At 67.7% G+C, this 21,773-nt stretch carries 15 protein-coding genes and 1 pseudogene; 7 read left to right on the top strand and 9 right to left on the bottom strand.

Going from position 1 to position 21,773, the window contains the following annotated elements:
- Positions 1-3: 3 nt before the first annotated feature.
- Together ABZS37_RS00775 and ABZS37_RS00770 are read right to left on the bottom strand one after the other, a co-directional pair.
- A complete protein-coding gene (locus tag ABZS37_RS00775) occupies positions 4-408 on the bottom strand; it encodes a DUF3224 domain-containing protein (RefSeq protein WP_355164697.1) in 405 nt (134 codons plus the stop codon).
- A 230-nt stretch (positions 409-638) separates the two neighbouring features.
- Positions 639-953: pseudogene (locus ABZS37_RS00770) on the bottom strand (PhzF family phenazine biosynthesis isomerase); the annotation flags it as partial.
- Positions 954-1,409: 456 nt separating this feature from the next.
- On the opposite strand from ABZS37_RS00770, the gene ABZS37_RS00765 reads away from it, so the two are divergent.
- Entirely contained in the window at positions 1,410-1,949 is a 540-nt protein-coding gene (locus tag ABZS37_RS00765; RefSeq protein ID WP_355164696.1) for a hypothetical protein, read from the top strand.
- 218 nt (positions 1,950-2,167) lie between these two features.
- Here ABZS37_RS00765 and ABZS37_RS00760 read toward each other — a convergent pair whose 3' ends face one another.
- From ABZS37_RS00760 to ABZS37_RS00745, 4 genes are all read right to left on the bottom strand, one after another.
- Complete coding sequence (locus tag ABZS37_RS00760; protein ID WP_355164695.1) at positions 2,168-3,190, bottom strand: methyltransferase; 1,023 nt, start codon at positions 3,188-3,190, stop codon at positions 2,168-2,170.
- Positions 3,187-5,496, bottom strand: coding sequence for an aminotransferase class V-fold PLP-dependent enzyme (locus tag ABZS37_RS00755; RefSeq protein WP_355164694.1), 2,310 nt, complete (start codon positions 5,494-5,496; stop codon positions 3,187-3,189). Before ABZS37_RS00755 ends, ABZS37_RS00760 begins: the two co-directional genes overlap by 4 nt.
- 58 nt (positions 5,497-5,554) lie before the next feature.
- Complete coding sequence (locus ABZS37_RS00750) at positions 5,555-6,268, bottom strand: tryptophan 2,3-dioxygenase family protein (protein WP_355164693.1); 714 nt, start codon at positions 6,266-6,268, stop codon at positions 5,555-5,557.
- A gap of 781 nt (positions 6,269-7,049) precedes the next feature.
- Complete coding sequence (locus ABZS37_RS00745) at positions 7,050-8,570, bottom strand: MFS transporter (RefSeq protein ID WP_355164692.1); 1,521 nt, start codon at positions 8,568-8,570, stop codon at positions 7,050-7,052.
- A gap of 198 nt (positions 8,571-8,768) precedes the next feature.
- Here ABZS37_RS00745 and ABZS37_RS00740 point away from each other — a divergent pair, with 198 nt between their 5' ends.
- The 4 genes from ABZS37_RS00740 to ABZS37_RS00725 all read left to right on the top strand — a co-directional run bounded on the left by ABZS37_RS00740 (position 8,769) and on the right by ABZS37_RS00725 (position 14,859).
- Positions 8,769-9,716, top strand: a complete 948-nt coding sequence (locus ABZS37_RS00740) for an RNA polymerase sigma-70 factor (RefSeq protein WP_355164691.1) — start codon at positions 8,769-8,771, stop codon at positions 9,714-9,716.
- Positions 9,717-9,933: 217 nt separating this feature from the next.
- The gene (locus tag ABZS37_RS00735; RefSeq protein WP_355164690.1) at positions 9,934-11,424 is read left to right on the top strand and encodes an OmpA family protein; all 1,491 of its coding nucleotides are present in this window, start codon (positions 9,934-9,936) and stop codon (positions 11,422-11,424) included.
- A gap of 382 nt (positions 11,425-11,806) precedes the next feature.
- Entirely contained in the window at positions 11,807-12,169 is a 363-nt protein-coding gene (locus ABZS37_RS00730; protein WP_355164689.1) for a hypothetical protein, read from the top strand.
- A gap of 200 nt (positions 12,170-12,369) precedes the next feature.
- Entirely contained in the window at positions 12,370-14,859 is a 2,490-nt protein-coding gene (locus tag ABZS37_RS00725; protein WP_355165076.1) for an excinuclease ABC subunit UvrA, read from the top strand.
- Positions 14,860-15,036: 177 nt separating this feature from the next.
- On the opposite strand, the gene ABZS37_RS00720 is transcribed toward ABZS37_RS00725, so the two are convergent.
- Entirely contained in the window at positions 15,037-15,687 is a 651-nt protein-coding gene (locus ABZS37_RS00720; protein ID WP_355164688.1) for a DoxX family protein, read from the bottom strand.
- Positions 15,688-16,098: 411 nt separating this feature from the next.
- On the opposite strand from ABZS37_RS00720, the gene sigJ reads away from it, so the two are divergent.
- A complete protein-coding gene (sigJ, locus tag ABZS37_RS00715) occupies positions 16,099-17,040 on the top strand; it encodes an RNA polymerase sigma factor SigJ (RefSeq protein ID WP_355164687.1) in 942 nt (313 codons plus the stop codon).
- 303 nt (positions 17,041-17,343) lie between these two features.
- Here the strand turns inward: sigJ and ABZS37_RS00710 are convergent, their stop codons facing one another.
- Entirely contained in the window at positions 17,344-17,982 is a 639-nt protein-coding gene (locus ABZS37_RS00710) for a 3-oxoacid CoA-transferase subunit B (RefSeq protein WP_355164686.1), read from the bottom strand.
- A complete protein-coding gene (locus ABZS37_RS00705; protein WP_355165075.1) occupies positions 17,982-18,659 on the bottom strand; it encodes a 3-oxoacid CoA-transferase subunit A in 678 nt (225 codons plus the stop codon). Before ABZS37_RS00705 ends, ABZS37_RS00710 begins: the two co-directional genes overlap by 1 nt.
- A gap of 396 nt (positions 18,660-19,055) precedes the next feature.
- On the opposite strand from ABZS37_RS00705, the gene ABZS37_RS00700 reads away from it, so the two are divergent.
- Positions 19,056-21,326 carry a glycoside hydrolase family 44 protein gene (locus ABZS37_RS00700; protein WP_355164685.1) on the top strand — a complete coding sequence of 757 codons (2,271 nt, stop codon included), beginning with the start codon at positions 19,056-19,058 and terminating at the stop codon, positions 21,324-21,326.
- Positions 21,327-21,773 lie beyond the last annotated feature (447 nt).

Genomic DNA, 21,773 nt, shown 5'->3' with positions numbered 1-21,773 from the left:
GTGTCAGGACAATTCGAAGTCGAACCAGATGCGGTGGGTGCCGTCCTCGTCGACTGTCATGCCTCCTGTGCCGCGGATGCCGGTCAGGTCGCCGGTGCCGCTTGTGGGGACGATCGCCAGGAACTCGGCCTGCCGGTTCTCACCTGTGGTGGTGGCGGAGTGCACGAAGTTGAAGGTGCCCGCGTGGCCGGCGATGCCGCCCTCGAAGGACTCCATCGCGACGTACGTGCCTGTGCCGGTCGCGGCGTCGAAGGCGGCCGTGAAGAGTGTTTCGGATCGGCCGTCGACGTCGCCGGTGAACGTCTTGCGCATGGTGGCGAAGCCGACCGGTAAGCCGGTCTTGATCTCGGAGATCGGCACGGAGGCCGCCGTAAAGTCAGCTACGTCGAATGTTCCGGTCGCTCGCATGTCTCGGATGGTACGGCCCTCAACTGACAGTTTCCGTCAGGATTGTCGGCCGCTCGTGTGGCTGATCATGGTGACCGGCTCGGGCAGGTTCCAAGGCCGCGGCCTGAACATCCGCTGCCGCCATGACGGGTCCGGCCTGCGCCACGTCGATGTCGTCGCCGCGTGGACGGCCACACCGTCGCATGAACACTCGTAGCCACGAACATCCGCTCATCGGCCAGATCCGGACGCCCGCGCGACCGGGCTTGCACCACTGGGCCGGCTGGCACCCGGCCGAGCCGGACCAGCGTGGCCGCGGCGCCGATCGTGGGGTGCCCAGCGAACGGGATCTCCGTCGTCGGCGTGAAGATCCGCACCGCGTACCCGGCGCCCCTGCGGGTGCGGCGGCACACGAACGCCGTCTCGGACAAGTTGAACTCGCGGGCCACCGCCTGCATCGCGGCCGGGGCCAGCCCGTCCGCGTCCAGCACGACGGCCAGCGGGTTACCGCCGTACGGCCGATCCGTGAAGACGTCCACCACTTCGTACCGCAAGCGATTCGACACACGTACTCCGTAAAATCGTCATGACGACGGCCGACGGTGCGAGCGGCCAGACTCAGCGTCGACGCCATGGGGTCCACGCCTCGACAACAAGATGCACGTGGACAGCCTGAAAGCGCCGGTGTTCGCCCGTAAGACCAACCGCTGTTCACACATATCCATCAACGCTAGGTCAGGACTCATCTCGATGCGCCTACGGTGAGTTGACCGGTCGAACATGTCATCGACCGGCCATCACGCTCGGCCTGCGGCAGATGCGCGCACCTGATCTTGACCAAAGTCAATGTCTACGATGCGGTACTTGTCCGCGCGTTAGTGACGGCTGACTCGGTCTGCGTCGAGCCTGGCGTGACATCCAGACGGACTGCTCGACGCTGGACGACGAATCGTTCGAGCCGTGGATTCTAACCACGATCGACTTCTGTAGCTGTCGACGCCCTACGTGGCGATAATCGTTCCATGGAGACAGTCGTGCACTCCGAGTCCGGCCTCCGGAAGGCCACCTTGACGGATCAGGAACTGGCGGAGACGTCGTGGGACTACTGCCGAATTCACGCACTCGCCGTCACCGACGACGAAGGTCCACCCGAGGACCTGACCCCGGAGGAGTTCCAGGAGCAGGATGACCTCGACCCCACCGCGCCGTCAGCCCTGCAGCTGCATCTCGACCTCGACTACATCGTGCGCCGAGTCGAGTCGGGACCCACGCGGGACGTTCAATTCTGGGTAGCGCCGGCGACGCTGATTCTCACCAGCGTCTGGGACATCGTCGGCAGCCTGCACTCCGTGTGCCTGCCGCTGGAGCTCAAGAACCTGCGCCGGGAGCCCGCCTCGCGCCTGGGGGAGCCCTGCTGGCACCTGGAGGGGCGCGACATGGACTTACGGTTCCAGGCGTCGCGCTACACCGTGTACCTGCGCAGACCCCCGCGCCTCGGCCGACGGGTGCTCCGGATGGCCGAACGGGGTGGCATCAGCTTCGATCCACACCCGTTTGCCTGATCGATCGCTGTTACCCCCAGCCGGAGTCGGCAGGCACCGTCGAGGCGACGGACACAATGGGCACCCGTCGAACCCCCGGACGCGCCGGGCGCGGCGAGACCAGAGAGAACGTGACGGCCGGCTCGCCCAGGATGCGCGCCGGTCGAGACCGGCGCGACCCCTTGCGCTCCCTTCTTCCGGCAGCACCAACCCGGTGCGGCTCTACGCTGCTCGTCCGGTCAGCCCGGCTTGTGTGCCACGACGAGTTCCCAGCTTCCGGGCAGGACCTCAATGTTGGTGAATCCGATTTCCGCGAGCACCCCGGTGTAGAAGCTGACCTCGCGAAGCCGGCTGACGGAACTGTCGACGCCGATGAGGAAGTAGGACCAGAAGAACTGCATCGCGAGCCGGTCCGGAGTGCGGAACTCCTCGCAGATCAGCAGCAGCCCGCCCGGTGGCAGGGCCTCGTACGCCTTTTCGATGAGTCTGCGAGAGTCCGGGGTAGGCCAGTCGTGCAACACCCGGACGAACGCGAGCGCGTCATAGCCGGCCGGTAGTGGCTCGGTGAAGAAGTCGCCGCCGACGAACCCGAGTCGTTCCGGGTGGCCGCACCGCTTGCGGGTCTCCTCGACCAGCGGAGCGACGGTCGGCAGGTTGTAGACGTCGGCCAGCAGGTCCGGGGCGTTGTCGAGGACGTGCGCGGCAAGCGTGCCGGCACCACCGCCGACGTCGAGGAAGCGGCGTCGCCCTGGCCACAGACGGTGCGCGTGCTGGTCGAAGGTTTCGATGACCGGTCCGAGCCCGAGGGACATGCTCCGCTCGAACGCCTCCGTCTGTTCGTCGGTCTTCGGAGGCCAGGAGAAGTCGTCGTCGGTCATGCTCACGTCGCCGCGGAGACTCTCCTCCAACCGGCCGTGCAACCGCTGCCATGGGTACGTGTCGCGGTCGCGCTCGATCGCGTCCGGCCCGACGGCAGCCGCCGCCGCGGCACGGAGCCCCGGATCGGCGCGATAGGTCGTCTCGGTGATGTCGTCGCTCGGCTCGTTCCGCTCGACGAACCCGAGACTCTCCAGGCAATCCAGGAACTTGTAGAGCCGCAACGGTTGCACCTCGAAGCGTTCGGCGAGCTCGCGAAGGCTCACCGGACCAGGTTCCAGCGCGTCGAGCAGCCCGATTCTGAGCGCGGTCGTCACCACGTCGACGGCTTTGGAGCCGTTGAACAGCAAGCTCATGAGCGCACGCGGCGAAAAGGTGGGGGTCATCGCCGACTTCCCCGTGACTCGTCCTCGAGCGCGTCCATGAACTCGTCTATCTCGTCCAACGTGTTGTAGATGTGGGGGCCGATCCGCAGGTAATTACGCCAGCTGCAGATCATGTCGCGCTGGGCCAGCCGGTGCTTGACCGCCTCGCCGTCGGGGATGTCCAGGCACACCACGCCGCCGCGCCGGTGCGGCTCCACCGGGCTGACAACCGGGATGCCGGCCGCCTCGGCCCGCCGGAGGATCCGGTCCGTGCAGACCAGTGAATGCGCTCGGATCGCCTCGATGCCGACACCGCTGAGCAGGTCCAGGCCGACCTGGGAGATGAGCGACGTGAGCGGGAACGGCGTCCCGCCGGTGAACCGTCGCGCGTCGGGCGCCCAGCCCGTCGACGGCTGGAACGTCAGCGCCCGGTCGCCCGCCTGCCAGCCGGTTGCCGCGGGTTGGAGGCCGGGCAACAGGTCGGGGCGAACGTACAGGAAGGCGTTGCCGACGCCGCACATCCACTTGTGCGCGCCTCCGAGGACAAAGTCGACGTCGAGTGTCGTGACGTCGAGCGGCATGATCCCGACGCTCTGGAACGCGTCGACGATCACCAGGGCTCCGACGTTGTGTGCGTGTTTCACCAGACGACCCAGGTCGACGGTGGCTCCGGACGAATAGCTGGCGTGTGACACGCACACGAGCAACGTCCGCTCATCGATTCGCCGCAGCAGTTCCTCCTCGTCGAGGTGTGGCCCGCCCGAGCCGACCACGTCGAGCTCGGCACCGTATCGCCGGAACGCGTTCCAGATGAACGGGATGGTCGGGAACTCCAGGTCGGTCGTCACCACCCGGTTGCGGGGTGCCTGGTAGTCGAAACAGGAGGCGACCCGCGCCAGTAAGGTGCTCAAGTTGGTGTCGATGGCCACGCTGCCCGGCTGGGCTTTGATGAACGCCGCCAATTCGTCGGTGTATTTTTGGAGGCCGTCGTGCCAGCCTTCCCAGACGCCGTCGCGCCAGGTACGTAGCGTTTCCCAGTAGTGGGTCAGGACGTGTTCAGCACCCTTGGGTACGGCACCGGTCGAGTTGTTGTTGAGGTAGACGCATGTGCTCAACAATGGAAACTGCTCGCGGATCGTCGCCTGCGCATTGGCGAAAGGCTCAGGGAGTCCGTTCATCGCGGGTCTCCTCGCGTTGTCTGCCGTGGTGAAGACTGGTATGGATCGGGCCGTCGCCAGGTATGGAGTGCCCTCGGTGTATCCGGTGCCCGTGCGGGTGCCGAGCATCCGGATAGCAATTCGGTAATGGGTCTGACGCCACTGGGTCAGCGCGTTCGCGAACTCACCCATACGCGTGTCGAGTAGGAGGCGGTCAGGTTCACGCAGACGGCCGAGTCGACTCGCCGCGTGGTAGGCGTGCTCGATCGACGGCTGGCCGGCCAGCACCCGGTCGCGCACCTCAGGCACCGACAGGTAGGCGGCGGAGGACAGGCGCGGCTCCTCCGGTGAGCGGCACAGTGACTCGACGAGCTTGTAGGACCGGGACTGGATGGCGCTGGCACCCTCGGTGTAGACGCGGAACGTGCGGAACGACTCCGGCTGCATGGTGGCCATCAGCGAGAAGAGCGGCGCGGCAGCATTGAGCAGCTCCCGGCCGTACGCCAGTCGATCGGCCGCCGCCCCGGCGTGCCCGCCTGTCAGAGCCTCGACCGTCGCCCGTACCTCAGCGGCGAGCATCGCGAACGTGGCCTCGTATGCCTGAAGCACCCGGATGAACAGGTACTCGTCGTGCACCACGTAGACCGGCAGCATTCCGATCAGCAGATCGCGCCGCTCTGAGAGGCTCTGGTCCGCGACCACCACGGCGTGCAACACGGCCACCGCAGCCGCGGGCTCGGCCGGATCGACCGTGGCCGATCGGCCCTGCCGGGCCAGCGCCGCCGACACCGCCCGGAGCCCGAGCCGGTAACGCTTGGCCACCCGTTCCGGTCCCGGTCGGTGCAGGGGAAGCAGATCGGTCGCACCAGCTTCGGCTGCCAACTCGAACGCAAGGGCATCGGCGATGAGGTGCACGTAGAGGCGGTCGTGTTGTCGTCGCAGGTCAACCCGCCGGTCGTTGGTGGACTCATCGCGCGGCATCCGAAGCAGGTTCAGTGCCAAGTAGCTCTGGTAGTCGTATCGACCGTCCCGCTTGTCAAGCGCGACGTCGAGAAAGTCCCGCAGAAGCCTTGTTTCCTCGGCCTGCGGCATGATCGCTCGAATCCGGTCGAGGAGAACGAGGACGTCGTCGGCGACGAAGTGCTTGCCGGTCCGGTGGAACTCAGCCACGACCGTCGTGTAGGGAAAGGCACCGGGGTCGGCGCCGGCCGATAGCCAGCTCGTCAGCTCATGCAAGGCAGCTCTCGCCCACCGGGCTACCCAGGGCAAGGTTCGCGCGTCCCTGCCACAGGTCGGGGAAGAAGCGGTAGTCGATCAGTTTGGCGAGCATGCCCGATGGGCTGCCCGCGGTGCCGATGACACCGTGGCTGCCAACTCGTATCGCGAGCTTGTAATGCCGCACCCGCCATGACGAGACCCGATCGTCGAACTCCACCATGGCCTCGGCGAGACGGTAGGCAGGGTCGGACGGTTCCCGGGAGTAGAGCGTCACCAGGTCGACCTCTCGGTCGGCGAGGAAGGTGGCGAACGCCTGGCCGAGCTTGCGGCCCGCGGCCTGGGCTTGCCGCCAGCCCGGCGACTCCGCACCCGACCCATTGCCAAGTGCTGGCTGCATCGCCTGAAAATCCGCCGGACGCAGGTGGCCCAACATGTCGAGTTGGTCGGTGATGAGCCGTACGGCGAGCGTGGCCCTGGCGAGCAGGAGTTCGGCCGGCGCCGGCTCACCCACGTCGATCCGGGCAATCGCCTCAGTCAACTCGGCCGCCGCCAGTTTGAGCCACAGTTCAGTGGACTGGTGCGTCACCTGAAAGAGCAGTTCATCGCGGTGAATCATCTCCCCCGGCCGCCTTTGCAGGTCGAGCAGCGCATCCGTACGCATGTAGCGCGCATAGTCGGTGTCACCCTCGCCAGGCAGTGTGGGCCCATCGTTCGTTCGTTTCACGAGCGCATCCCTTCCGACCGGCCCGGGCGGTCCGACCCGATCCGCTCGAGATCATCGCGCGCACTGTTATCGAATGACAATGGGCAATGTAAAGTCGTCCGTTTTTAGGTCTCCGTCAAACATCAACATGCGTCAGAGTCAATAGACGAGGCGAGTTCAATGAATGTGATGATTGTCTCCCTCGCGCGCTGCTGCGGCTCCGGTTTCACTGCGCGGAACGGCTGCTGTTGTCGAATTCTGGCCGCTTACCAGGTCTTTCTGCAGGGCTGGGCGCCTGGTCCGCGTCACTACTCCTGGCGCTGAGCGCCCTGGCCGGCAGCGCAACCACCGCGCTGACCATCGCGTCCACCGGCGGCGACTGGGCGAGCGCCTTGCTCGCTGGCGGTGCGCCGGCCGGCGACCGCCGGCCGGCGACCGGCGACCGGCGACCGGCGACCGGCGACCGGCGACCGGCGGTGCGATCGTGCCCTTCAACCAGATCATCGGGGACAGCGGCAATGTTCGGTGACCCGCGCTTGGCCCAATAAGCCCTGTGCCGTCGGGCCGTAGCCGACGCCGAAGCCGACGTGCGCCAGCGGCCACGTGGCCGGATCCGAGGACTCCGGCGGCATGCCGGCATACCGAACACTTGGTCGTGCGAACGGCAGGAACGGTAAAGGCTGCCTCCGCAGATCTTTAGTAGGCTGAGCACAGCAGAGGTCCGTGCGACCCGCACATCGGGGACAGAAATGGAAAGCCGCAGGTCGTCAGCCTGCGGCTAAAAAATGGATCTTGTGTTGGGTTAGCCGGTTGTCGCTGGGGTCGGTGACGGCGCATGCCGTTGTTCCGCGCTTTTGGCGTCCTCGGTGACGGCCTGGTGTTTGGGGCGCGGGGTGTTCATCAGGAGAGCGACGATCAGCGCGCCGGCCAGGAGGATCCCCGCGGCCCAGGTGCCGGCCGTCACGAAGCCTTCCAGCATCGCCTTCTTGGCGAAGACCGGGCTCGTCCCTTGCAGGGCATGCGAGGCCAAGTAGTTCGCGGTCGCGCTGGTGGCGATGGTGTTGAGGAGCGCGGTTCCGATCGAGCTGCTGATCTGCTGCGCGGTGTTGACGCTGGCCGAGGCTACGCCCGCATCGCGTTGGTCGACGCCGTGGGTGGCGTAGTTGAAGGCCACCGGCATGATCATGCCCGCCCCGAAGCCGAGCAGGAGTCCCGAGACCAGCACGCCCTCAACGTAGGCGGTGTCGATTTCCATGGTGCGCAGCCACAGCATGCCGGAGGCGATCAGCAGCATGCCCGGCACGATCAGCATCCGCGGCGGGACCTTGGGCAGCAGCCGGGTGGCGAGCCCGCCGGCCGACATCAGGACCGCCACGGTCATAGGGAGGAAAGCCACGCCCGTCCTGATCGGCGTGTATCCCTTGACGACCTGCAGGTAGTAGGTCATGAAGAGGAATGCCCCGAATATTCCGACCATGGCCAGTCCCACGCTCAGATAGGCGCCGCCGCGGGTTCGGTTGGCGATCAGGCGGGGCGGCAGTATTGGCTGCGACACCCGGCTCTCGACGAGGGCGAACGCGGCGAGCAGCACCGCGCCCCCAGCCAACAGACCGATGACCTTTGCCGAACCCCAGCCGTTGGACTCCGCTTGGCTCGTGCCGTACACGATCGCGACCAGCCCGCCGGTCACCAGCAGCACGCCGGGGATGTCGAACCGGGCCCTGCCGCTGCTTCGCGACTCGGCCAGCAGCGTGTACCCGCCAACCACCGCGATCAGGGCGATCGGGACGCTGACGTACAGGCACCAGCGCCAGTCCAGGTAGTCGGTCAGCGCCCCGCCGGCAAGCAGCCCGATCGCGCCGCCCACGGCGGTGATGGCGCCCCAGATCCCGAACGCCTTGGCGCGTTCCTTGGGCTGAGTGAACATCACGGTCAGCAGCGACAGCGCGGACGGCCCGAGCAGCGCGGCGAAGCCGCCTTGCAGGGCACGGGCGCTCAGTAGCAACTCGAAGGTGTCCGCCGCGCCGCCGAGCGCCGACGCGGCGGCGAAGCCGAGCAGTCCGATCAGGAAGGTTCGCTTGCGGCCGGTGTAGTCGGCGATCCGGCCGCCGAGCAGCAGCAGGCTGCCGAATGCCAGCGTGTACGCGGTGATGATCCACTGTCGGTCGCCGTCGGAGATTCCCAGATCCCGCTGGAGCGACGGGAGCGCGATGTTCACGACCGTCCCATCCAGAACGATCATGAGCTGGGCCAGACCTATAAAGAACAACGCGGCCCAGCGGCGCGAATCGGCTGCCGGGGCCTGCGCCTTCGTGGTTGCCATGACTTCGTCCTCACTCGTGGTGTTGCGTGCCGCGCGGATCGTTCGGCGGCGTCCTGACGATCACAAGACGCCGGCGACCCGCGCCCTGTAACAGCGCGCGCGTATGACGTGGGTCATCGCTCGCGGCTGTCACAAAGCGGTCGGGAGCGGCGTCTAGTGCGTGTGGCAGGACCAAGGTTGAACAGGCGGGAGCCAGGCATGAGCCAGCGCGGCGAGCCAACGACGGACACAGTCGAGCCGCTCGATCGCCCCGACCGCGTGGACCCTGTGGATTCGGCGATCGAGGTGTTCGTTGCCCATCGCAACCTGCTGTTCACCGTCGCCTACGAGATGCTCGGCTCGGCCGCCGACGCCGAGGACGTCCTGCAGGAGACCTGGCTGCGATGGATGGACGTCGATCTGATGACCGTCCGGGAGAAGCGAGCCTACCTGGTGCGGATCGTCACCCGGCAGGCGCTGGACCGGCTGCGTGCGCTCGATCGGCGCAAGGAGTCCTACGTCGGGCCGTGGCTGCCCGAGCCGCTGCTGACCACTCCCGATGTGGCCGAGGACGTCGAACTGGCCGACAGCCTGTCGATGGCGATGCTGCTGGTGATGGAGACGCTCGCGCCGATCGAGCGGGCGGTGTTCGTACTGCGCGAGGTGTTCGCCCTGGACTACGACGAGATCGCCGAAGCCGTCGACAAGACCCCGGCAGCGATACGCCAGATCGCCTACCGGGCGAGGGCGCACGTCGCTGCCCGCCGGCCACGCGGCATCGCCTCCCCTGCCCAGACCCGAGCCGCGCTCGGGGCCTTCCAGCGCGCGGTCGAAACCGGCGACCTGCAGAGCCTGCTCGACATCCTGGCGCCGAACGTCGTCGCCCTCAGCGACGGCGGCGGCATCAAACATGCCCTGCTGCAGCCCATCGTCGGGGCAGGAAAGGTCGCTCGCTTGCTGACCGCCGGCTGGTGGAAACGCGACGTCGAAAGGTCCGTCGAGGTGGTACAGATCAATGGCGGCCCGGGGCTGCTCGTCCGAGTCAATGGGGAGATCGACGGCGTGGTGGCGGTGCGGGTCGAGAACGGCTACATCACCGGCACCTACCACGTACGCAATCCCGAAAAGCTGACGCGTGTGGGGCGGGAGACCGCCATAAGCCGCTGAGGCCGCAATGACCCACGTATAGCTGGCGGCTCCGGCCCAGAATCGCGGACGCGGCTGCCCGCTGGCCATGCGGCACGAGGTACACGAGAAAGAGGAGGCGAGCAAGCTGCTGCGCCAGTCCGTTTCCACTCGCGACCAACCACGCCGACCGCAGTCGAGGATCATGACCAAACTCCGCTATTTCCGGCGTCAGACAATCTCCCCCAGGTATAGCCGGATGCTGGCCCTGAGCGCCGTACTCACGTTGGCAGTGGCCGGGTGCGGGGTGCTGCCGAAGAAGGATGCCGCGTCCCCGCCCGCCTCCAGCACTCCGGCCGCCACCGCCACCGCCAACACCGGCACGGCCCTGGCCGAAACCCGCAGCACCATGACCGAGAACCTCAAGGTCGAGGTCGTCGGTCTCAACCGCGTCAAGGGCAAGCACCTCATCGCCCAGATCCGGCTGTCCAACACCGGCACCGAGAAGCACCTGTCCTGGGCCGGCGAGATGGGCGACCGCACCCGCCCGCTCGGGGCGATCAAGTGGGCCTCCGGCATCGGCGTGCTCGACGCGCAGGCCCGGACCTGGCTCCTGCCGTACAAACCCGCCGGCTCCCCCTGCCTGTGCAGCGACTGGGACCGCGACGGCCTCGGCCGCTTCATCGACCCTGGCCAGTCGATCACCGTCTACGCGGTGCTGCCCGCGCCGGCGGGCAACCCCGCGACGGCCATTGTGGTCACCCCGGTAGGACCGCCGATGGTCAACGTGCCCATCAGCGACGAGGCTCCGGCTGGCGACTTTCCCGACCCCGATGCCGAAACCGTCACCCCGGTCACCCGCCGCCTCGTCCTCCCCTCCGAATCGTTGGACAAGTCGGAAGAGACCGCTGACGACGGCAAGGACCTACAGGTCAACCTCTCCTCCGACGTGCTGTTCGCGGTAGGCAAGGCCACCCTCACCCCCAAAGCCAAGTCGGTCCTGGCCCGGACGGCCAAGCTCATCGACGCCTCCCCCGCCACAGTCGTGACGGTGGCGGGCCACGCCGACTCCTCCGGCAACGACGCCATCAACGACCCACTGTCGCTGCGCCGTGCTCAGGCGGTAGAGCACGCCCTGTCGGCGCTGTTGACCAGGAACGGGATCCGCTTCCAGGCCCAGGGGTACGGCTCCCGCCGCCCGCTCTACAGCAACGACAGCGACGAGGGCAAACGTCGCAACCGCCGCGTCACGGTGACCTTCCCCAAACCTCAGCCCGCTACCCAGGAACCGGCGGCCCCGACCTCTCCCGGCGCGACCGGCCTGACCGGCACCACAAAGGCCGACGGCCAGCCCATCGCCATGCAGGTCACCGGCCTGCGCCGGCTGCCCGGCGGTCTTGGTCTGCTCACCTACAAGATCACCAATGACGGATCGGCCGAGACCTGGTTCCGCGACCTTCACCATGCTCAGGACTGGGAGGCGTACAAGTACCAGGCCGCAACCAACGTCCGCATGACCGACGTTGCCGCCCACCGCCAATACCTACCCGGCCGCCTCGAGGTCCCCACCGACAACGGCGTCGACTTCTACTGCGCATGCACAGACGTCTCCGGTGTTCGCATCAGCACCGAGAAGTTCGCAGCCGGCCAGACCCGCGAGTTCTGGAACCTCTTCGCCCTGCCCGACACCGCCGACACCCTCAAAGTCACGGTCGGCCCATTCCGCGACCTCCACGTTCCCATCCAGTAACGGCATTCAGCGGTTAGCGCCCGCACGAAGGCCAGGCGGCCGACCGCGAGGGATCGCCTCACGATGTGCGGCGATCCCTCGCGCTCGCTGGGACTGTGGATCTGACGGAGACCTCTCTGTTGCCAACGCCTTGACACAGAGAGGTGCCGTTAGCGAGACGCCTTGGCCCAACAGCGCCAGTCGCTGGGTGGCATCCGGCCAGGGGGGCGTCCGAAAGACGGACGAAGAAACATGACACAAGGTGTCAGATTTTGGGCCGAGCATGGTCTCACCGGTCGGCGTCGATGGTGGGCGTGGGAACCGGGCCCCACCGATAGATACGAAAAGATGCGGACTGCATGCGCGAAACGTCAGAAGATCTTGCACCCTCGCCCTGGCCACCATGGCGGCGAAGGGCGAGCCGCGGATCAGCGGTGTAGACGGGCACTTCCTGCACGGCAAGTGGCATTTCGGCGCGCGCGGCGCCGCCAAGGCACGCCACCTCGCGGCGCGGCCCGCCGACAGCGCCGCGCACATGCGCGGTGCGGACCTGGGCGTGTTCACGCACGGGAAGGTGGAGGTCCTCAACCCACAAAACGACGAGCCGGCCCCGGGCTGGCCGGACCTGCTCGCGTACTTCAAGGACTTCTACGGCGACGACTTCTTCGACTGGGACAACGACGTGGTCTATGACCGGCTGCATCCGCACTGGATGACTGTCTACGCCCCGGGCATCGCAAAGCTCACTCCGGTGCCCCAGTCCTGATCCCCAGCACGGGCCGCATGGGGACCGGCCACGTGCCGAGAGATCTGGTGAAGCGGCCGCTCAGCCCCATGTGATGACGATCTGCCGCGTAGCGGCGTGATCGGTTTGATTGACGTGGGTGGGGGCCTCCCCGCCCGTGTCCTGCTGCGTTGCGAGAGGGTGGACGAAGGTTGACTGCATTGGTAAGGGACGGCGCGAGTATGAGGGGCGAGACCATCGAGGTGGTGGGGGCTCGTACCAACAATCTGCGGGACGTGTCCGTGAGTATTCCCAAGGGGCGGCTCGTCGCCTTCACCGGCGTGAGCGGCAGCGGCAAGACCTCGCTGGCCATCGACACCCTGCACAACGAAGCCCAGCTGCGTTATCTGGAAGGGCTTTCGCCGTTCGTACGGCAGTACATCACCCAGCGTAATCGACCGAAGGTGGACCGGATCCTGGGCCTCGGCGCGACGCTCGCGGTCGACCAGCGCCGTCTGAACCGCAACCCCCGCTCCACGGTCGCGACGATCACCGGCATCGACGGGTACCTGGGGCTGCTGTACTCGCGCCTTCCAGGGATCGGCGCAGACCCGGCGGTGGAGAGTGGGGACGGGCATCTGACGACCGCCAACTTCGACCGCAATAGCCCGGAAGGGAGTTGTGCGGACTGCCACGGTGTGGGTGGGCGCTGGCAGGCGCAGGAGGACCTGGTCATCACCGACCCGGAGCGTCCGCTCTTCGGGGGGGCCTCGCCCTGGTACGCGAAATGGCGATCAGGGGAGCACGCGTTCGTACCGGCGCTTGCCGAGAAGCGGGGCGTGGACCTCGGCCGGTCGTGGCAGTCGCTGCCCGAGGAGTTCCGTCACTGCGTGCTCTACGGCACGGGTGACGAGAACATCGAGGCGACCGTCGACATGACGAACAAGAATGAGACGGCCCTGGTGACCTACACCTCGAGCCAGCCGCTGCGGGGCGCGCTCGCCGAGGTGGAGCGGGTGTTCTTGAACGCCCAGACATCCAGCGCCAAGCAGCGCTACCTGCCGTACATGCGCAAGCAGCCCTGCGGCACCTGCGACGGCAGCGGGTACGACCAGGTGGCGCGGTCGGTGCGGCTCGGCGGGCTCACGTACCCCGACCTGCTCGAGGTGGAAGTACGGGAGGTGCGCCGCTGGGCGAAGCGCGTGGCGGACGACCTGGGCGCCCGGCAGCGGGAGGTGGGCGAGCCGCTGCTGCAGGACCTGGGTCGCAGGCTCGGAATCCTTGACCGGCTCGGCCTGGCCCATCTCCAGCTGTCCCGGAGCGCGGCGACGCTGTCCGGGGGTGAGTTGCAGCGGACCCGGCTCGCCGCGCAGCTCAGCACCGAACTGAGCGGCATCATCTTTGTCCTGGACGAGCCCGGGACGGGGCTGCATCCGGCGGACAAGGCACAGTTGCTCGACGTCGCTCTGGAGCTGCGCGAGGCTGGCAACACGGTGCTCCTCGTCGAGCACGACCCTGAGCTGATCGCCCTGGCCGACTGGGTCATCGATATGGGACCCGGCGCGGGCCGCTTTGGCGGGGAGATCCTGGTGTCGGGGCCTCCCGCCGACGTGATCGCCCACCCGACGTCGATTACCGGGCGCTATCTGGCCGGTGAGGGGCCGCAGCTGCACCGGACCCGCCGCCCGGCCAGGGACGACACCGGCTGGGTGGAACTGCACGGCCTGCGCGCACACAACGTGACCGCGGATCTGGTGCGCTTCCCCGCCGGTCGGCTCACCTGCCTGACCGGGGTGAGTGGCAGCGGTAAGAGCAGCCTGCTCGGCGCGCTCGCGGCGAGCGTGGAGGCCGCCCTGACCGGGACGGCGACCGACACGGTGCGGGAGGTGACCGGCCTCGATGGGTTCAGCTGGGTCGCCGTCGTCGATCAGGAACCGCTGGGGCGGACGCCTCGGTCCAACCCGGCCACCTACAGCAAGGCGTTCGACATCATCCGCAAGCTGTTCGCCGAGACCGACGTGGCGCACGGGCGCGGGGCCAACGCCTCCTGGTTCAGCTTCAACACCGCGGATGGCGGCCGCTGCGAGACCTGCACCGGTTATGGCCGCAAGCTGGTCGACATGCATTTCCTGCCAGATGTGTGGGTTGTCTGCGACGCCTGTGAGGGTCGGCGCTACCAGCCGGAGGCTTTGGAGATCAGGTATCAGGGGTTGGCCATCGATCAGGTGCTGGAGCTGACCGTCGCCGAGGCTGCGGAGCATTTCTCCGAGCCCCGACAGCTCGCGGAAACGCTCGGAGCCCTGAACCAGGTGGGGCTTGGCTATCTCCAACTCGGGCAGAGCGCCACAGAATTGTCCGGCGGCGAGGCGCAGCGGCTGAAGCTGGCCTCCGCGATCCAGCGCGGCGCTGCGAGCCGCAAGGCCGGCCTCGTCGTTCTCGACGAGCCCGTCTCGGGCCTGCACCCGTCTGACATCCAGCGTGTGGTGGATGCGCTCGATGTGTTGCTCGACTCCGGCAACACCGTCGTCGTGGCCGAACATCACATCCCCGTCGCCGCGTCGGCGGACTGGGTGATCGACCTGGGACCGGGAGCCGGTCCGGACGGGGGTGCGGTGATCGCGCAAGGCCCCCCGGACGCCGTCGCAACAGCGGACACTCCGACCGCCGGCTTCTTTCGGCGGTACGCGGCGGGCCTGCCGCTGCTGCAGGCGCGGGAAGGCGCGCGCCGCTGAGGACGAGGCCCGCCCCACGGTTTGTCCGGCGCGGTGCCGCTCGGTAGGCCGTCGCCGGCGACACCGCTTCGCTGGGCCAGCGCTGCGGTGAGTGGGCCAGAGTGGCGCCAGCGCGAGCCCAGGCGGGCGGGTGCGGGTCATCGCGGAACCATGTGTCGGCGAGACGTCGCAACCTGGCTACTCGTTGATCCAGCCGAGCTCAACTGCCTGCTCGCGCATGACGTCCTCCATCACGGGCAGGGTGAGCAACGAAACGGCATACAGCACAACGAGGAGCACGGTTGGAACAATCCAGGCGCGAGGACGAATTTCCCACGCGTGAGAACGCATTTCCGGTGACCGGGCGCCACCCTCCCCAGCGTCGGCAAGGCGGTCCCGACGGAGCCGCGTCTGCGGGAGCCGACGGTCGGCTGGCCTCAGCACCCACGACGCGATGGCGCACGCACCGAACATCAGCGGCACCCCCCACGACTGAAGACCGTCACCGACTGACAGGTGCGACACCACGGCACCCGACCACAGGAAAAAGGCACCCGCGTACGCCCATTCCTTGAGCAGCGGGAGCCCGGGCGCGATGATCGCGACGGCCGCACCGGCCTGCCACGTGCCGAGGACGTAGGCGAAGAAGTGCGGGTATCCCAGGTGGTGTAACTGGACCTCGATCCATTCGATCGTCAGAAGGTTCCATACCGATCCGGCAATCAACTCGAAGACGATGACGGACGTAGTGACCCAAAAGGCGATGGAGCTGATCCGGCTCCAGGTCCAGCCGCTACGTGTGACGGGGACCGACTTCTCGTCGGTGGAATGTTGGAGAGCTTTGGCCATGTGAGTTTGCATCTCAGCCTTCTCGTCAAATCGATCTCATACGTTCTGGAGATTTCTCGTTGCCAGGTGGTGAGCGGGTTGGCTCGGCATGCCTTCGGCGCGGGTGGATCGCACGGTCTCGACGACGTCCGCCTCGGAGACCACAGGTACGACCGCATCGGGCCGGCCCCGGGTGCTGTCCACGCCAACGGTGTCGTCGGGAATGGTCAGGGTTCCGGTCAGGTGCGACCGCCAGGACGGATGGGCCGGTCATGATGTCGCTGAGCCCCCTGCGCGCTGGATGGGTGTTCGTCTCAGTAGTACGACAACAGAGCCCCTTGGTATGTGAGGCGACGCGGAAACCTCACAGTTCGGTGTGCTGTCTTGTCGAACTGAATGAGGCAGATGCGATCAAGGGGAGTCGGCGACACCATGACCACACGTTCCGAACCAGGACACGGCCGACCCGATCCGAGCCTGAGCGCGATCATGAACGAGCGGCGTCAGCTGATCAATCTTGCATACCGGCTCCTCGGCTCCTTGGCCGACGCCGAAGATGCCGTCCAGGAGACCTACGCCCGCTGGTACGCCATGCCCCGACAACAGCAGGAAGTCATCCAGTCCCCCGGCGCCTGGTTGACCAAGGTCGCCAGCCGCATCTGCCTCAACGTGCTCTCCTCGGCACGGGCCAGGCGGGAGACCTACGTGGGCGAATGGATCCCCGAGCCGCTACCCGAACCTACGGAGTGGATCACCGGGGGGACGGACGTCACCACCATCGACCCGGCCGACCGAGTCACCCTCGACGAATCGATCAACATGGCCTTCCTCGTCGTGCTCGAATCGATGACCCCGGCCGAGCGCGTCGCGTTCATCCTGCACGATGTCTTCCGCTACTCCTTCGCCGAAGTGGGCGACATCGTCGGCCGTACCCCGGCGGCATGCCGGCAGTTGGCCTCCTCGGCCCGCCGCCGCGTCCGCGCGGCGGACACCCCCGCGACTTCGACAGCCCGCCGAACCGACATCGTCAGGCGTTTCAAGCAGGCCTGGGAAGCCAAGGACATCGACGCCCTCATCGGCCTTCTCGACCCCGACGCGACAGCGATCGCCGACGGCGGCGGCGTCGTCGGCGCCGTGCTCCGCCCGATCGAAGGCACCGAGCAGATCGCGCGCTCCCTGGTCCATCTCGAGAGCAGACTTCGCAACCTGACGATCCTGGAGCGTACGGTCAACGGCCAACCCGGCCTGATCGCCCAGCAGGACGGCGTCACCGTATCGGTGTACGCGTTCGAGGTCGCGGGCGACCGGATCAAGCGCATCTGGGCGATACGCCATCCCGACAAGCTCCGGCCGTGGACGGTGCGGCTCCTGTAGGGGTTCCCCCGCTCCGCCCGCGCCGTGATGTCCTTGGCCTGCTCGGTACGGTGTCGGGGCGGAGCCGGTCGTCCCGATCAGCGGCCATGGCAGGGGTTTGCCCCGGCCGCTGCTCGCGATACCTCCCGTCTCCGCACCGGGCATGACGCCGACGCCGGACGACCTTGTGCGCTGTCCAGGAACGTTCACGGGCCAATGAAACGCCGAGCAATGTTTACCCAGGTTGGGCGGCAGGGGCTCACCCTCGACGGCGCTGATGTTGGCTGCCGAGAGTGGGGTGGGCGGGATGGCCGAGCCGGACGGTCAGTGGCACCGAACCACGAGCGGGACGTCCAGCCTGGCACGAAGCTCCTCGACGGAGGTGTCGAACGACTCGATCACGCGGACGCCATCCGGGGTGGTCTCGAACACGGCGTGGTCGGTGTAAACACGACTGACACAGCCGACGCCCGTCAGGGGGTAGGTGCAGGTCGGCACGAGCTTCGGGCTGCCGTCCTTCGCGAAGAGCGTCATCATCACATAGACACGCTTGGCACCGATCGCCAGATCCATCGCGCCGCCGACGGCGGGGATCGAGCCGGGCGCGCCTGTGTCCCAGTTGGCGAGGTCACCGTTCGCCGAGACCTGGAAGGCACCGAGGACGCACACGTCGAGGTGGCCACCACGCAGCACGGCGAAGGAGTCCGCGTGGTGGAAATACGCCGCTCCAGGTAGCTCGGTGACGGGCACCTTGCCGGCGTTGGTGAGGTCAGGGTCGACCTCGTCGCCGACAGCTGCGGGGCCCATGCCCAGCATGCCGTTCTCGGTGTGGAGGACGACGCCGATCTCGGCCGGAAGGTGGTCGGCGACCCTGGTGGGCTGACCGATGCCGAGGTTGACGAAGCTTCCTGGCTCGATGTCCTGCGCAACCCGGGCCGCGAGCTGGTCGGGATCGAGTGGCATCAGCGGGCTCCCTGCACGGTGTAGTGACGCGGCTCGACCTGGACCACACGGTCGACGTAGATGCTCGGGGTGACAACGACCTCCGGGTCGATCTGCCCCGCGTCCACGATCGACGAGACCTGGACGACGGTCGTCGTGGCGGCCGTGGCCATCACCGGGCCGAAGTTTCGGGCGGTCTTGCGGTACACGAGGTTGCCCATCGTGTCGGCGATGTGAGCGGAGATCAGGGCGACATCACCCTTGATCGGGTACTCGAGGACGTAGTCACGTCCGTCGATCGTGCGGGTCTCCTTGCCCTCGGCAAGCGGCGTACCGACGCCCGTCGGGCAGTAGAACGCCCCGATGCCCGCGCCAGCCGCCCGCATCCGCTCGGCGAGGTTGCCCTGCGGGACGACGTCGAGCTCGATCTCTCCACGGCGGTAGAGGTCGTCGAAGACGTAGGAGTCGACCTGCCGGGGGAACGAGCACAGGACCTTCCGCACCTGGCCGGCCTTCAGCAGGGCGGCCAGGCCCACGTCGCCGTTGCCGGCGTTGTTGGACACGATGGTGAGGTCGCCCGCGCCGTGCCGGATCAACGCATCGATCAGGTTAAATGGCATGCCGGCGAGTCCGAAGCCACCCACCGTCATCCGAATTCCCATCGTCGAGACGGCGTGATCCTCAGGCCGGCACCACATTCGCAGCGGCGCCGGATTGCCAGCGTTCAGGGCTTGCGAACAGCACACATCAACGCTCAGTAATCTGTCGATATCGGATCGTAGCGAGAGATGTCGATGATCGCTATGAGGGCTGGCTTGCGTCCGTACGCGACAAGCGTCTTCGTGGCGGCCCACTCGCGGGCGGCCTCGTCCTCGACGACCAGCCATTCCCCCGCGTCGGGCGTCCCCGCTCGGCCTGCCACAGGCCGCTGCGATCCGCTCACGCCGCAGCCAGGTCGGCACGAATGATCAGCTCGGGAGTTCACGGATAAGGGCCAGGACGGCGAGGAGTCTTCCGGCGTTGACTAGTAGCCAGGAAAGCGCAATTGTGAGGAAGCGCTCCCATCGACGAGCTCCTATTCGAGAGGAATGCTCGTGCGTCCCACCACAGCTCTACTCCCGGTCGTGCTCGCCACGGCCCTCGGCGGTCTGGCCCTGCCGGAGCCCGCCCTGGCCGCAGCCGGCCCGGCGCTGGCCGTCGACACCACCGCCGCCCGGCACCAGATCAGCCCGTACGTCTACGGCATGAACTTCGCCGACGAGGCCCTCGCCCGCGACCTACGGCTGCCGGTGCACCGCTACGGCGGCAACGCCACCACTCGCTACAACTTCCGTGCCGACACCACCAACCGCGCGTCGGACTGGTACTTCGAGAACATCCCCAACGACAACCCGAGTCCGGCCGACCTCCCCGTGGGCTCGGAGACCGACCGGTTCGTGCAGCAGAACAGGGCCACCGGCGCCGCCACGGTCATGACAGTGCCGATGCTCGGCTGGATCGCCAAGGACCGGTCGCGGGCGTGTGGCTTCAGCGTCGCCAAGTACGGCCCGCAGGAGTCCACCGACCCCTGGGCACCGGACTGCGGCAACGGCAAGAAGCCGGACGGGTCACCCGTCACCGGCAACGATCCGGAGGACACCAGCGTCGCCGTCGGTCCGGGGTACGCCGCCGACTTCGTCAACCACCTCAAGGGGCAGTTTGGCGCCGCCGCCGACGGCGGGGTCCAGTTCTACAACCTGGACAACGAGCCGGACCTGTGGCACTCCACCCACCGCGACGTCCGCCCGACCGGGCTGGGCTACGACGAGCTACGCGACCGCACCTACGAGTACGCCGCCGCGATCAAGGCTGCCGACCCCGGCGCGAAGACGCTCGGTCCCGTCGGCTGGGGCCTGAACTCGATCTTCTATTCGGGCCTCGACCAGGACACCTGCTCGCGCACCGGCTGCTGGTCGAACCCGCCGGACAAGGCCGCGCACGGCGGCCAGGACCTCGGCCCGTGGTACCTGGACCGGATGCGCGAGTACGAGCAGCAGCACGGCACCCGCATCCTCGACTACTTCGACGTCCACCTCTACCCGCAGCAGTCCGGCGTGTTCGGCGACGCGGCCGGCGACGCCAACACCCAGGCGTTGCGACTGCGCTCGACCCGCCAGCTCTGGGACCCGACCTACGTGGACGAGAGCTGGATCAACAGCCCGGTCCGGTTCATCCCGCGCCTGCGCGAGCTGGTCGACCAGCACTACCCGGGCACGAAGCTCGCGATGACCGAGTACAACTGGGGCGGCCACGGGTCGCTCAACGGCGCGCTCGCCCAGGCTGACGTACTCGGCATCTTCGGCCGCGAAGGGCTCGACCTGGCCACCCTCTGGACCGCGCCCGAGGCCGACCAGCCGGTGGCCAACGCCTTCCGCATCTACCGCAACTACGACGGCAAGGGCGGCGCGTTCGGCGAGACCTCCGTCAAGGCGACCAGCGCCGACCAGGGCAGGCTTGCCGTCTACGCCGCCGAGCGGAGCGCCGACAAGGCACTCACCCTGGTCGTAGTCAACAAAACCGGCGACGACTTGACCAGCCCGGTCGCCCTCACCGGCGCCGCCGCCAGCACCGCCCAGGTCTACCGTTACAGCGGGACGGACCTCGCCGGCGTCGTCCGGGAGGCCGACCAGCCGCTGACCGCCGGCGGCCTCACGGCCACCTTCCCGGCCAACTCGATCACCCACCTGGTGCTGCCGCGCGGCACCACGCCCGGCGACACCCAGGCGCCGACCGCCCCGGGCAAGCCGACCGCCGGAACGATCACCGGCGACAGCGTCGCGCTGACCTGGACGCCGTCCACCGACGACACCGCAGTCACCGGATACGACGTGCACCGGGTCGACACGACCGGCACCGTGAAGGTGGGCAGCGCCACCGGCACCACGTACACCGTGACCGGGTTGACGCCGGACACCCCGTACACCTTCGTGGTAAACGCCCGCGACGCGGCGGGCAACGTCTCGGCGGCCTCGCCCGGCCTGACCGTGCGGACCGCGCCCACCGCCCCGACCGTCGGCTGCACGGTCGCTTACACGGCGAACAGTTGGCCGGGCGGCTTCACCGCGACCGTGACGATCAAGAACACCGGCACCACCGCGATCGACGGCTGGAAGCTCGCCTTCGACTTCCCCACCGCCGGCCAGAAGGTCGGCCAGGGCTGGTCGGCCAGCTGGAAACAGAACGGAACGAGCGTCACCGCGGACAGCATGAGCTGGAACGGCAAACTCAGCCCCGGCGCGTCCACCAGCACTGGCTTCAACGGCACGTGGAGCGGCACCAATCCGGCGCCAACGGCCTTCAACCTCAACGGTCAACGCTGCGGGTGACCTGAGAGACCGCTAGTCCGTCCCACACCGGCGGAGCCGGCCCGAGAGGTCCGGGGCGCCACTGCGCCCCGGACCACTCGCTCACGTGGCGGTCCAGGACAGTCCCGCGACAGGCTGCGGACCTGCCGCAGCAATTAGTGACCTCGGTCCCGGCGGAGGAAGCACGACAGCAGTTGCCTGAACTCGTGCGGGTGCTCGATCGCCGGCACGTGCCCGCATCGGCCGAGCACGTGCAGACGGACATCGGCCAGGTGTTCGAGCAGGGGCTGGGCTGCCGTCCCGAGCGGGGTGACTCGGTCCTCGGCGCCGTGAACGAGCAGCACGGGCGCGCGGACCGCTGCCAGCGTTTGCGCCGAGAGGGTGAGCTCGTCGACCCATCGTGCCCTAGGTGGAGGGAACAACGACGCGAATGCGGCCGCCCCCGCTCGACACGGGTGACCTGTCGGG

Origin of the sequence: Micromonospora sp. NPDC005413, from assembly GCF_040606435.1 — a bacterium.
Lineage (GTDB): Bacteria > Actinomycetota > Actinomycetes > Mycobacteriales > Micromonosporaceae > Micromonospora.
Note: the sequence above shows the minus strand (reverse complement) of the source record. Positions and strands in the feature narration are given on the sequence as shown.

Excerpts from the sequence above, each read along its gene's own strand:
- ABZS37_RS00730 (WP_355164689.1), top strand. The coding sequence starts at position 11,807 with ATGGCGGCGAAGGGCGAGCCGCGGATCAGCGGTGTAGACGGGCACTTC.
- sigJ (WP_355164687.1), top strand. The coding sequence starts at position 16,099 with ATGACCACACGTTCCGAACCAGGACACGGCCGACCCGATCCGAGCCTG.
- ABZS37_RS00760 (WP_355164695.1), bottom strand. The coding sequence starts at position 3,190 with ATGACCCCCACCTTTTCGCCGCGTGCGCTCATGAGCTTGCTGTTCAAC.
- ABZS37_RS00775 (WP_355164697.1), bottom strand. The coding sequence starts at position 408 with ATGCGAGCGACCGGAACATTCGACGTAGCTGACTTTACGGCGGCCTCC.
- ABZS37_RS00710 (WP_355164686.1), bottom strand. The coding sequence starts at position 17,982 with ATGCCACTCGATCCCGACCAGCTCGCGGCCCGGGTTGCGCAGGACATC.
- ABZS37_RS00740 (WP_355164691.1), top strand. The coding sequence starts at position 8,769 with ATGAGCCAGCGCGGCGAGCCAACGACGGACACAGTCGAGCCGCTCGAT.
- ABZS37_RS00735 (WP_355164690.1), top strand. The coding sequence starts at position 9,934 with ATGCTGGCCCTGAGCGCCGTACTCACGTTGGCAGTGGCCGGGTGCGGG.
- ABZS37_RS00725 (WP_355165076.1), top strand. The coding sequence starts at position 12,370 with ATGAGGGGCGAGACCATCGAGGTGGTGGGGGCTCGTACCAACAATCTG.
- ABZS37_RS00765 (WP_355164696.1), top strand. The coding sequence starts at position 1,410 with ATGGAGACAGTCGTGCACTCCGAGTCCGGCCTCCGGAAGGCCACCTTG.
- ABZS37_RS00705 (WP_355165075.1), bottom strand. The coding sequence starts at position 18,659 with ATGTGGTGCCGGCCTGAGGATCACGCCGTCTCGACGATGGGAATTCGG.
- ABZS37_RS00745 (WP_355164692.1), bottom strand. The coding sequence starts at position 8,570 with ATGGCAACCACGAAGGCGCAGGCCCCGGCAGCCGATTCGCGCCGCTGG.
- ABZS37_RS00720 (WP_355164688.1), bottom strand. The coding sequence starts at position 15,687 with ATGGCCAAAGCTCTCCAACATTCCACCGACGAGAAGTCGGTCCCCGTC.